9 protein-coding genes are annotated in these 12,351 nt (G+C 66.8%); all 9 read right to left on the bottom strand.

The features are described from left to right. Positions 1–78: 78 nt before the first annotated feature. Entirely contained in the window at positions 79–342 is a 264-nt protein-coding gene (rpmA, locus tag ACZI8W_RS14305) for a 50S ribosomal protein L27 (RefSeq protein WP_463369160.1), read from the bottom strand. Positions 343–378: 36 nt separating this feature from the next. Continuing rightward, a complete protein-coding gene (rplU, locus tag ACZI8W_RS14300; protein ID WP_463369159.1) occupies positions 379–690 on the bottom strand; it encodes a 50S ribosomal protein L21 in 312 nt (103 codons plus the stop codon). Positions 691–913: 223 nt separating this feature from the next. Further along, positions 914–4,243 (bottom strand): translation initiation factor IF-2 N-terminal domain-containing protein, encoded by a 3,330-nt coding sequence (locus ACZI8W_RS14295; RefSeq protein WP_463369158.1) that lies wholly within the window; start codon positions 4,241–4,243, stop codon positions 914–916. Positions 4,244–4,632: 389 nt separating this feature from the next. Next, a complete protein-coding gene (ndk, locus tag ACZI8W_RS14290) occupies positions 4,633–5,052 on the bottom strand; it encodes a nucleoside-diphosphate kinase (protein ID WP_463369157.1) in 420 nt (139 codons plus the stop codon). Between the two features lie 17 nt (positions 5,053–5,069). Next, positions 5,070–5,399, bottom strand: coding sequence for a DUF4233 domain-containing protein (locus ACZI8W_RS14285; protein ID WP_463369354.1), 330 nt, complete (start codon positions 5,397–5,399; stop codon positions 5,070–5,072). Positions 5,400–5,521: 122 nt separating this feature from the next. Beyond that, the gene (gene folC, locus ACZI8W_RS14280; protein ID WP_463369156.1) at positions 5,522–6,961 is read right to left on the bottom strand and encodes a bifunctional tetrahydrofolate synthase/dihydrofolate synthase; all 1,440 of its coding nucleotides are present in this window, start codon (positions 6,959–6,961) and stop codon (positions 5,522–5,524) included. Then, positions 6,958–9,627, bottom strand: coding sequence for a valine--tRNA ligase (locus ACZI8W_RS14275; RefSeq protein WP_463369155.1), 2,670 nt, complete (start codon positions 9,625–9,627; stop codon positions 6,958–6,960). Before ACZI8W_RS14275 ends, folC begins: the two co-directional genes overlap by 4 nt. Before the next feature lie 49 nt (positions 9,628–9,676). After that, positions 9,677–10,252, bottom strand: coding sequence for a hypothetical protein (locus ACZI8W_RS14270; protein ID WP_463369154.1), 576 nt, complete (start codon positions 10,250–10,252; stop codon positions 9,677–9,679). After that, complete coding sequence (locus tag ACZI8W_RS14265) at positions 10,249–12,240, bottom strand: alpha/beta hydrolase family protein (protein WP_463369153.1); 1,992 nt, start codon at positions 12,238–12,240, stop codon at positions 10,249–10,251. The genes ACZI8W_RS14270 and ACZI8W_RS14265 overlap by 4 nt, the downstream gene beginning before the upstream one ends. Between the last annotated feature and the right edge of the window lie 111 nt (positions 12,241–12,351).

Below are 12,351 nucleotides of genomic sequence, written 5' to 3'. Positions count from 1 at the left end.
GGGTGTGCGACCCTGGCCCGCCCCTATTGGGAGTATGTCGCGAGAATGCTCTCGCGGTGTCCTTGTCGGACGGCTGACTCAGGCGTCTGCCGCGACCGGGACGATGTTGACGGTCTTGCGACCGCGCTTGCTGCCGAACTCGACGGCACCGGCCTCGAGAGCGAACAGCGTGTCGTCGCCGCCGCGTCCGACGTTCACGCCCGGGTGGAAGTGGGTGCCACGCTGACGCACGATGATCTCGCCAGCGTTGACGGACTGCCCGCCGAAACGCTTGACGCCGAGTCGCTGTGCGTTCGAATCGCGACCGTTACGGGAGCTGGATGCACCCTTCTTGTGTGCCATGACGAACCCTCCTGGGTTGTGAAGCCGAAGTTCGAGTTACTTGATACCGGTGACCTTGATGACCGTCAGCTTCTGACGGTGTCCCTGGCGCTTGTGGTACCCGGTCTTGTTCTTGAACTTGTGGATGCGGATCTTCGGACCCTTGGTGTGCTCGACGATCTCGGCGCTCACCGAGACCTTCGCCAGCGCATCACTGTCGGTGGTGAGCGCAGACCCGTCGACGACGAGGACCGGAGCAAGCGAGACAGCCGTGCCGGGCTCACCCTCGATCTTCTCGACCTTGACGAGATCGCCTTGCGCGACCTTGTACTGCTTACCGCCGGTCTTGACGATCGCGTACGTTGCCATGGGACGGCTACCCCTTGCTTCTTCGAACGTGCTCGCGTCGCGGTAGTGCGACACGACTGGTCTGGTGTGGCTGCTGACTCGGGTCCCGCCGACTTCCTGAACCAGGCGCAGCTGAGCAGTATCGCCGAGTAGCGACTGTAGAAGATTACGGGAAGGTGACTACCAGGGTCAAACCAGGTGTGACCGAAACCGGGTCGACATTCGTCGACCCGGGTTCAGCGGATCACACCTGGGCGTCGACGGGTGGTCCCGCCGGCCGTCCGGCAGCCCGGCGACGACGGGGACGGCGAACGATTTCCACCGCGTCGGCACCGTCATTGGACGGAACAGCGGGTTCCGGTGCAGCCGGTTCCGGTGTGGCATCGGGCGTGGGCGCGGCTACCACGAACACCCGGGGCTTTCCTGCACTCTCGTCTACCGGTGCGGCAGCTGCTCGCGATACTCTGCGGGCACGACGACGGCGTGGAGCAGGTTCCGCTTGCCCGGACTGCTCTGCCGACTCGGACTGCTCTGCCGGCTCGGATTGCTCTGCCGGCTCGGACTCGACGGGAGGCTTCGCCTCCGAAGTGAGCTCGACCACGGGCTCGCTGTGGACCTCGCCGGGCTGCGCTTCCGACTTCACCGCGACTTCCGCCTTCGCAACCACTTCCGGCTGCTCCACTGCAACCGTGTCCGCGACCACCTCGACGGCACTCTCTTCGGCGTCGCCAGCGGGCTTGTCGTGCGCTTGGTGCGCGGCCATCGCCAATGCCACCGGATGCGCCGCGCGCTTGGCGGCCGCCTCCGGGTCGGGAGTGGAGGCCGCAGGGGCGGGCTCGGTCACGGACTCCTGTGGAGTGCTGTTGCTCTTGTCGCGTCCCCGCTTGCGACGTGACCCTCCACCCTGCGACGAACGTCCGGAGTCGTCCGCAGGCTTCGACTCGATCGGCTCGGAATGCACGATGATGCCGCGCCCCTGGCAGGATTCGCAGGTCGTGGAGAACGCCTCGACGAGTCCGGTACCGAGACGCTTGCGCGTCATCTGCACCAGGCCGAGAGACGTCACCTCGGACACCTGGTGCCGTGTGCGGTCCCGGCCGAGCGCCTCGGTGAGGCGACGCAACACGAGATCGCGGTTGGATTCGAGCACCATGTCGATGAAGTCGACGACGATCATGCCGCCGATGTCGCGTAGACGCATCTGCCGCACGACCTCCTCGGCGGCTTCGAGGTTGTTGCGGGTGACGGTCTCCTCGAGGTTTCCGCCCGCGCCGGTGAACTTGCCGGTGTTGACGTCGACCACCGTCATCGCCTCGGTGCGGTCGATGACGAGGGTACCGCCGGACGGCAGCCACACCTTGCGGTCGAGCGCCTTCGCGAGTTGCTCATCGATCCGGTGCACACCGAAGACATCGACCGACGACTGCGACTGGTAGCGCTCCACTCGCGGCAGCAGATCGGATGCGACGGTACGGATGTAGCTCTCGACCGTGTTCCACGACTTATCGCCTTCGATGACCAGCTTCGAGAAGTCCTCGTTGAAGAGGTCTCGAACGACCTTCACGAGCAGGTCCGGCTCCTCGTACAGCGCCTTCGGCTGACCCGATCCGTCGGACTGGATCTTGTCGGCCTGTTCGCGGACGGCTTCCCACTGCGACTGCAGGCGCGCGACGTCGCGTGCGAGTTCGTCCTCACTGACGCCTTCCGCGGCGGTGCGGATGATCACACCGGCATCGGCGGGGACGACCTCGCGGAGGATGTCCTTGAGTCGCTTGCGCTCGGTGTCGGGCAGCTTGCGGCTGATACCCGTCGACGAGCCTCCCGGCACGTATACGAGGAATCGTCCGGCGAGGCTGATCTGGGTGGTCAGCCGTGCGCCCTTGTGACCGACCGGGTCCTTGCTCACCTGCACGACCACCTGGTCGCCGGGCTTGAGAGCCTGCTCGATCTTGCGGGACTGACCACCGAGACCTGCCGCTTCCCAGTTCACCTCGCCGGCGTAGAGCACACCGTTGCGGCCGCGACCGATGTCGATGAATGCAGCTTCCATCGAAGGGAGCACGTTCTGAACTCGGCCGATGTAGATGTTGCCGACCATCGACGCCGATCCGGCGCTGGTCACGAAGTGTTCGACGAGGATGCCGTCCTCGAGCACGGCCACCTGGGTCATGCCGACGTGCGGTCCGTCGACCTTCTCGCGGACGACCATGACGCGTTCGACCGACTCGCGCCGGGCCAGGAACTCCGACTCGGTGAGAATCGGCGGGCGCCGACGGCCTGCCTCACGACCGTCGCGGCGACGCTGACGCTTCGCTTCGAGTCGGGTAGACCCGCTGATGCCCTGAACCTCGTCCTTCACGGCACGCGTCTTGGGGCGCGGTTCCCGCTCGTGGACGACGGTGTTGGGCGGATCGTCGTCCGACGCGGCCTCGGTGGTGTCGCCGTTACCGCGCCGACGCCGACGCCGACGCCGACGCCGCGACGAGCCGTCGCCGTGCGTGTCGTCCCCCGAGCTTTCGTCGGCCTCCTCCGTCGTGCTGTCCTCCGCGCCATCGGCAACGGTCTCGGCCTCGGCCTCGGCCTCGGCCTCGATGGGCTTCGCAGCCGGCGGAGCCTTCTCGTCGGATCCGCCGGTCTCGGCGTCCCCGGACCCCGACTGATCGGCCTGCTCGGTGGACTCGTCCTGCTGCTCGTTCTCGGCGCTGTCACCGCGTCCACGTCCGCGGCCACGACGACCACGGCGGCGACGACGAGGGTGGTCGTCCTGCTCGTCACGACCCCCGCTCGGAGTGGAGTCCGTCGACTCGGCGGCACCCTCGGTCTCCGTTGCGGTGTCTGCTGCGGCCTCGGTAGGCGCAGCAGTAGCCGCTGCGGTGTCGGCAGCAGACGCTGCGGTGTCTTCGGCAGCAGGCGCCGCAGTGCCACGGCGGGCACGACGACGACGCGGACGGGTTTCGCCTTCTTCTCCGGCCGGGGCGGCCTCGGGCTGGAGGAACAGCGGTGCAGTGACCTGCTCGGTGGTCTGAGCGGGCGTGGGTTCAGGGATCTCGAACAGCGGTGTGTCCTGTTCGAGGGAAGTGAACAATCCGGTCGGTCCACCCACGGAAGCCGCAGCCAGGGGCTCTGTGGCTGCGGTGTCGTCCGCGTCATCGAGCTGTAGCGCGATACCCGTAGACGACTCTTCGGTGACCGGAGACTCCTCGACCACCGGAGACTCTTCGACGGCCGGGGACTCTTCGACTACCGGCGACTCGGCCACTTCCGGTGTTTCGGCAGGCCTAGCGGTGTCTTCGGGCCTAGCGGTGTCTTCGGGCCCAGCGGTGTCTTCGGACGCCGGTGTCTGCGGAGTCTGTTCGGCCGGGCGGCTCAACCTGGCGTGGAGTTCTTCCGCGGCCTCGCGGGGAAGCGTCGAGTGGGCACTGCGCAGTTCGGTACCGAGTTCGGCGGCCTGCGCCATCACCTGTTTGCTGGTCAATCCGAGTAGCTTGGCAAGCGCATGCACGCGGATTTTCGCGGGCAAGTTCAGGGCATTCGCCTCGGTTGAGTTGTTTTCCTGCGGCTCTTGATCGGCCACGTAAGTCTCCTAAGACCCCCGGGCGCGTCCATCACCGCTGGAAGGCGGCGTGAGCGGCCACACGAGGGCGCTGCTTGTGTACTCGTGCAGGGAGCGCGAGTTCGTTCGGTCTCGCATCACTCGGTCGTCCGGTGCCCGTTTTCACTGCACGGCCGAGCGGTGCCTGGTTGATCGCAGATCGAGCGCCGGTGCATCCAGCGTGCAGCCGAGCGAGGTATCTCCTGCGTTCCTCGGCCACCGCGATGTCGGGCATCGATCCGTGATGTCGTCGGTCGTTCCGCGCGGGCTCGCGCGGTACAACCGTCCTCAGTATCCCACACAGCGAGGCACAGATACGCCAACGGCGCCCCGAAGGGCGCCGTCGAGCATGTTCTGGAAGGGTCGGGCGTCTACGCAGACGCGAGTCCGGGGAACCACAGCGCGATCTCACGCTCGGCCGATTCGACGGAGTCCGATCCGTGGACCAGATTCTCTCCCGCCTCGAGTCCGAGATCGCCGCGGATCGAACCTGGGACAGCCTTCTCGACAGGGTCGGTTCCGCCCGCGAGCTGACGGAACGCAGCAATCGCGCGGGGCCCGTCGAGCACAGCGGCGACCAGAGGGCCGCCGGTGATGAACTCGAGGAGACCGGGGTAGAACGGCTTCCCTTCGTGTTCTGCGTAGTGCGCCGCCGCGATGTCCGTGGTTGCGGTGCGCAACTCGAGAGCGACGATGTTCAGTCCCTTGCGCTCGATGCGCGACAGGATTTCTCCGACATGACGGCGGGCGACGCCGTCGGGCTTGATGAGTACCAGGGTCCGCTCAATCACGGAGCCAGCGTAGTGGTTCAGCCGCGCTGCCCCGGAAGCAGACCCCGGCGCTCCCGGTCTCTGATGTCTTTACGCAGGTAGAGGATGTATGCCCAGACCGCGCAGAACAAGACCCCGATCGCACCGAATGCGAGGTCGACGAAGAAACCGAGCACAGCCAGGACCTGCAGGGCAATGTTGAACGGGATCGCCCACGATCGGCCTTGGACGCCCGCGCCGAGGATCATCAGCACCGCGAGGCCCACGACGTATCCGGTGGATACGGGTGTCAACCCGCCACCGAGCGTCGCGATCACGGGGAGTACCAGCAACACGACGATCGCTTCGAGCACGAGCGTGCCGGCCATGACACCGCGGAATCCCTTCCACGGGTCGGTCGTCGGAGGAAGGAACTCCGTGGTCTCGGTGTCGTCACCGGTCGTCGAACCGCCGGTGGTCGGGTCGTCCCCACCTGTGGGGGTGTCACTGCTCACGCAGGGTCCTTTCCGAAAAGTGTGCGCGCCGCTCCGGCGGTCACAACCGAGCCGGTCACCACTACACCGGCACCCGACACCGCTTCGCCCGGCTCGCCGACCTCCTCCGCGATCGCGATGGCGGTCTCGATCGCGTCGGGCAGGGTCGCGGCCGTGACCACCCGCTCGTCACCGAAACGCGCGACCGCGGCGTTCGCGAGGTCGTCGACGTCCATGGCGCGCGGCGAACCGTTGTGCGTCACCACGATCTCGTCGAACACCGGCTCGAGTGCCTCCATGAGTCCCGCGACATCCTTGTCTGCCATCACACTGACTACGCCGACAAGCTTGCGGAAATCGAATTCGCCGGCCAGCGCCGCGGCGAGAGCCCTCGCGCCGTGCGGATTGTGCGCGGCGTCGAGGAACACCGTCGGGGCATTCCGCACCCGCTCGAGGCGACCCGGGTTGACGATCGACGCGAACGCCGCGCGCACGGTCTCCACGTCGAGTTGCTTGTCGGGACCCGCGCCGAAGAACGCTTCGACGGCAGCAAGCGCGAGGGAGGCGTTGAATGCCTGATGCTCGCCGTGGAGCGGAAGGAAGATGTCGGTGTACAGCCCGCCGAGTCCTTGCAGGTCGATCTGCTGGCCACCGACGGCAACAGCGCGGCGTACCACCGAGAACTCCGAACCCTGGCGGGCGACCGCGGCGTCGGATTCGACGGCCTGCCGCAGCAACACGTCCATCGCTTCGGGTTCCTGCTGCGCGAGGATCGCGACGGTGTCGCGAGGTACGAGGCCATCCTCGGGAGCCTTCTTGATGATCCCGGCCTTCTCCCCCGCGATCTCGGTGAGCGTCTCACCGAGATACCCGGTGTGGTCGAAACCGATCGGCGTGATCACGGCGACCTGGCCGGTGACGACGTTCGTGGCGTCCCACCGTCCGCCCAACCCGACCTCGACGATGGCGACGTCGACGGGAGCATCGGCGAACGCCGCGAACGCCATCGCCGTGGTCACCTCGAACTTGCTCATCTTCGGGCCGCCCACGGCCTCCGATTGCACATCGACCATGTGCACGTACGGCTCGAGGTCGCGGTAGGTGTCGACGTAGGTCCGCGGTGAGATCGGTGCACCGTCGACGCTGATCCGCTCGGTGACGATCTGCAGGTGGGGGCTCGTCGTCCGACCGGTCCGGTGTTGCATCCGGGTCAGGAGCGCATCGATCATCCGTGTGACCGAGGTCTTGCCGTTCGTCCCCGCAACGTGGATCGACGGGTAGTTGTGCTGCGGCGAACCGAGGATGTCCATCAACGCGGAGATCCGTGTCAGGGACGGCTCGATCTTCGTCTCGGGCCAGCGTTGGTCGAGTTCGGCCTCGACCAGCGTCAATTCTGCCAGATCGACCGGGGACGGATCCCCGGGCCGGTCTGGAGATGCCGGAGTGTCGGCACTCACGCTTGTCCCAGCTCCTTCAGCCGCGCGGTGATGCGGGCGATCTCTTCTTCGGCGATCTGTTTGCGGCCCGTGATCTTCTCGACGACCGGGGCGGGCGCCTTCGACAGGAACGCCTCGTTGCCGAGCTTCGCCGTCGTGCCGGCGAGTTCCTTCTCCGCCGCCGCAAGATCCTTGCGCAGGCGCGCGATCTCCGCGCCGATGTCGATCGTGCCCGAGGTGTCGAGCTCGACCGTCACCGTGGCGCGACTCAAGCGCACTTCGATCGCCGCCGACGCGTCGAAACCGTCCTCGGGCGAGGTGAGACGCGCGAGCGACTGCACAGCAGACACCTGTGCGTCGAGATCCGCGGCATCGACACCCACCAGGCGTGCAGCGACCTTCTGCGACGGTTTGAGTCCCTGGTCGCTGCGGAATCGGCGGATCTCGGTGGTGAGCTTCTGCAGATCCTCGATGCGGCGCGCCGAACCGGCGTCGGCCGTGGCGCCGGATGCCGCCGGCCACTGCGCGATCACGAGCGACTCACCACCGGTGAGCACCTTCCACAGGGTCTCGGTGACGAACGGGATCACCGGGTGCAGCAGGCGCAGCAGCGCGTCGAGAACGGCCCCGAGCACGACCTTGGTGCCGTCGATGTGTGCGCTGCTGTCGGCAAGCTGGACTTTCGCGAGTTCGAGATACCAGTCGCAGACTTCATCCCACGCGAAGTGGTAGAGCGTCTCGCAGGCCTTCGAGAACTCATAACGCTCGAACGCCTCGTCGACCTCGGCGCGAACCTGTTCGAGCCGGTCGAGGATCCAGCGATCGGCGTCGGTGAGGGCGTCGCGGGAGGGAAGCTCCCCGACGACTGCGCCGTTCATGAGTGCGAACTTCGTCGCGTTGAACAGTTTGTTCGCAAAGTTCCGCGACGACTGAGCGTGGTCTTCGCCGACCGCCAGGTCGCTGCCGGGGTTCGCGCCGCGCGCAAGGGTGAAGCGCAGGGCATCGGCACCGAAGCGATCGACCCAGTCGAGCGGATCGATGCCGTTGCCGCGCGACTTCGACATCTTCTTGCCGAACTGGTCGCGGACGAGACCGTGCAGGAACAGATCCTTGAACGGAACCGTTCCGGGTTCGCCACCGTTGACCGCGTCGTCGCCGGCGACGTAGGTGCCGAACATCATCATGCGGGCGACCCAGAAGAACAGGATGTCGTATCCGGTGACGAGAACGCTTGTGGGATAGAACTTGTCGAGTTCAGCGGTCTTCGTCGGCCAGCCCATGGTGGAGAACGGCCACAGGCCCGAGGAGAACCACGTGTCGAGCACGTCCGGGTCTTGCTCCCAGCCTTCGGGGGCCGTCTCGTCGGGGCCGAAGCATTCGACCTCGCCGTCGGGGCCGTACCAGATCGGGATGCGGTGGCCCCACCACAGCTGGCGCGAGATGCACCAGTCGTGCATGTTGTCGATCCAGTCGAACCAGCGTGGTTCCTGGCTCGTGGGGTGGATCACCATGTCGCCGCCGCGCACGGCGTCGCCGGCGGCCTTGGCGAGGGTGTCGACCTTGACCCACCACTGCATCGACAGGCGCGGCTCGATGGTCTCGCCGGACCGTTCGGAATGTCCGACGCTGTGCAGGTAGGGCCGCTTCTCCGCGACGACGCGGCCCTGCTCGGCGAGTTCCTCGCGGATCTTGACGCGGGCCTCGAAGCGGTCCATGCCGTCGAACCGGGTTCCCGAATCGGCGATCTTGCCGGCCTTGTCCATGATCGTGGGCATCGGCAGGTTGTGCCGCAGGCCCATCTCGAAGTCGTTGGGGTCGTGCGCCGGGGTGATCTTCACGGCGCCGGTACCGAACTCGGGATCGACGTACTCGTCGGCGATGATCGGGATCTGCCGCCCGGTGATCGGGTGCTCGAGGGTGGTGCCGAGGATGTGCCGGTAACGCTCGTCGTCGGGGTGAACTGCCACGGCGGTGTCGCCGAGCATCGTCTCGACACGGGTGGTCGCGACGATGACGTGCGGTTCGTCGTCGTTCAGGGAGCCGTACCGCAGGGAGACGAGTTCGCCTTCGACCTCCTCGAACTTGACCTCGATGTCGGAGATCGCGGTCTGCAGCACCGGCGACCAGTTCACGAGACGCTCGGCGCGGTAGATGAGGCCGTCGTCGTACATCCGCTTGAAGATGGTCTGCACGGCGCGGGAGAGCCCGTCGTCCATGGTGAAGCGGTCGCGCGACCAGTCGACGCCGTCGCCGATGCGTCGCATCTGACCTTGGATGGTGCCGCCGGATTCGTGCTTCCAATCCCAGACCTTGTCGATGAACAGCTCGCGGCCGAAGTCTTCCTTCGTCTTCCCGTCGGCGGCGAGTTGCTTCTCGACGACGGTCTGTGTCGCGATACCGGCGTGGTCCATGCCGGGCAGCCACAGCACCTCGTAGCCCTGCATGCGCTTACGGCGGGTGAGGGCGTCCATCAGCGTGTGATCGAGTGCGTGACCCATGTGCAGGCTGCCGGTGACGTTCGGCGGCGGCAGCACGATCGAATAGCCGGGCTTGTCGCTCGCAGAATCGGCCTTGAAGTATCCGGCGTCTACCCAGCCCTGATACAGCTCGCCTTCTACTGCGCTGGGGTCCCAGCTCTTAGGGAGGGCGTCGGCGGGGTTCTGCGGGTTCTCTGGCGCACGGGTCACCCGACAATCGTAAGCGGATGGCCCACATCACCAGGACACGGCCTGGAAGTCAGAAGACGATCTCGGTGAAGGTGTACCAGTCCCCGTAGAAGTGTCGGTAGCCGATGTCTCCTTCCCGCTCCGGAATCCCGATCTTGTCGGTTCCCTCGGGCAGGTGCGCCACTCCGACCATGTTGAACAGCCCGCCGCGGGTATAAAAATGACAACCGCGCGACCCGGCCGTGATCCTATGCACGTCGTAGACACCGACGCGCACGTCATCGAGGCTGGCCACACAGGTGTCTGCACGCCGTTCGAGCTCGCCTTTCGACAGTTGCCACCCGATCCACGACGGGACACCGAGCACACTCACCACAGCGGCCGCAACGACGATCCCGGGAGTGATCCACAGGCGACGGTCGGGACGGTATCGCCACAGCCGGATCAGTGCCAGCACCAGCCACAGGGCCCCCAGTATCACGAACACCCAACCCGCGAGGATCACGACGATGAACGGCGTGACCGGCTGGAGCTGTGCTCCCAGCAGCACCACACAGGCCGCACCGACGAGGGCCGGCAGCACCGCGCACACCCCGATCCGCCACCAGCGCGGCGTCGGTGTGCGCTCACGCGACGCAGAGGTCACCCGAGGATCTCCGGCAGTGCGATCGGTGTGCCGAGAACGTGTTCGGAGAGGAACGCCTCGACGGTCTGGTACCAGATCTTGGTGTGCTGCGGGCTGAGCACCCAGTGGTTCTCGCTCGGGAAATACAGGAAACGGTGGGCGGTGGTGCCGTCGTCCTCGGCGGGCAGCCCGGATTCGTTGAGCAGCTCGTACCACAGGCGCAGCGCCTCCCCGATCGGGACGCGATAGTCCTTGTCGCCGTGGATCACGAGCATCGGCGTGACGATGTCGGCGACGAACAGGTGCGGCGAGTTCTCGACGGCCATCTCGGGTGTCATCTCACGCTGCCAGTACCAGGCGACGTCGGTCGTGGGGCCGAACTGGTCGAGCGCCCACAGGCTTGCGTGAGTGACGATCGCCCGGAAGCGGTCGGTGTGCCCGGCAACCCAGTTGGCCATGTAGCCGCCGAACGAGCCACCCATCGCGGCGGTGCGCTCGGCGTCGATTTCGGGGCGGGATTCGACGATGTCGGTGATCGTCATGAGGTCGGTGTACGGCTCCTTGCCCCACCGGCCCCAGCCGCGGCGGATGAAGTCGTCGCCGTAACCGGTCGACAGCGCTGGGTCGGGCAGCAGCACCGCATAGCCACGCGCGACCAACAGCCACGGATTCCACCGCCACGACCACGCGTTCCAGCTGCCCAGCGGCCCGCCATGGATCCACAGCAGCAGCGGCGCCGGGGTATCCGCCGCGGCGGTGTCCGGGAGGGCGAGCCAAGCGCGGACGGGTGTGCCGTCGTCGGCCGTGGCAGTGACGTCGGTGAGGTGTCCCGGCAGCTCCGGCAGTTCGGTGGGCACCCGGAGCGGTGCCACCGTCCCGGCGTCGGGTCCGGTCAGCGCGACACGTACGGGATGCGGCGGCATCTCGTACGACGCTCGAAGTGCATACAGTGCGGAGCCGTCGGGTGCGACGGACACGTCGGTGTAGGCGGCGTCGTCGCCGGTGACCTGCTCGGGCGTATCTGTTCCGGGCCGCAGCACGAAGATCGGGGCGCGTCCCCGGTCGTCGGCGGTGAGCACCAGTCCTGCTCCATCGGGTAGCCATGCGATCGACGTCGGCCGGCGATCCCAGTCGCGCGCGTCGACGACGGTGGTGCCGTCGGCGATGTCGAGTACCCGCAGCGTGATGCGCGGTGGCGTGTCCGGACCGCTGAGCGCCTCATGCAAATACGCGAGCTTCGAATCATCTGGAGACAGTGTGGGGTGCGTCGCGTCACCGGTCTCGTCGTCGACGAGTGGGGTGCGCAGTCCCGTGGTCAGGTCGATCCGCACGATGGTCGTGCGTCGCGAGGCCAGTGGCCCGGCCACGATCCAGGTCGACGCGGCGAACGAACCGTCCGCTGCCACATCGAGTTGAGCGTTGCGCAGCGAGGTCCGCACACCGGGGGTCAGATCGGTCAGGTCGGCGTCCGGTGCTGCGGTGAGCAGATGCGGTCGCTCCGGGCCGAGGTCGTGGTCCCAGTATCGGACCGGGTAGCCGGTGTGCAGCACCGCGGAGACCTTGTTGTCTGTGCGTGCGGTGCGGACGCGTTCGTCGTCGGTGTCGCTGTGGCCGAGCACGTTCGCGGTGAGCACGATCCGGTCGCTACCGGTCGCGGCGTGTACGCCCGCAATGCCGCCCTTACGAGCGGCCATCTTTTCGGCTTCACCCCCGTCCGCGGGGAGACGCCACAGTGAGGTCGGCTCGTCGTCCCCGCCCCGCGCCGCGGTGAAGAGAAGATCGCCGGTCGCGGTGAACGCCGGGTTCGACTCCCCCTTCGCTCCGCGGGTCAGCCGGTGTGCCGGTTCGCCGCCCGAGGGGTCGATTTCCCAGAGCGCACCGATGAACGACGTCGCCGTGTCGTCGAGGGTCGATTGAGCCAAGACCAAGCGGGTGCCGTCCGGCGACATCACGAGCGTCGTGGCACGCGGCAGCGCAAGGTAATCGTCGAAGTCGTCGAAGGCCGTCATGTCCAGAACACTAGGCGTCCGAGCGCTCCCGCACGGGGCACGTTCTTCGATCGAGTCCGTCGCCAAGATGACGGTCGTCGCGGCCGGCAGATTCGCAGCCGCGCTACCGTG

This window comes from Rhodococcus ruitaii (genome assembly GCF_055230935.1).
The sequence above is the reverse complement of the archived record's forward strand: the minus strand, read 5'-3'. Positions and strand labels throughout refer to the sequence as shown.

Coding starts and splice junctions, on each gene's coding strand:
- rpmA (WP_463369160.1), bottom strand. CDS start 342: ATGGCACACAAGAAGGGTGCATCCAGCTCCCGTAACGGTCGCGATTCG.
- rplU (WP_463369159.1), bottom strand. CDS start 690: ATGGCAACGTACGCGATCGTCAAGACCGGCGGTAAGCAGTACAAGGTC.
- ACZI8W_RS14285 (WP_463369354.1), bottom strand. CDS start 5,399: ATGGCCGGCACGCTCGTGCTCGAAGCGATCGTCGTGTTGCTGGTACTC.
- ACZI8W_RS14265 (WP_463369153.1), bottom strand. CDS start 12,240: ATGACGGCCTTCGACGACTTCGACGATTACCTTGCGCTGCCGCGTGCC.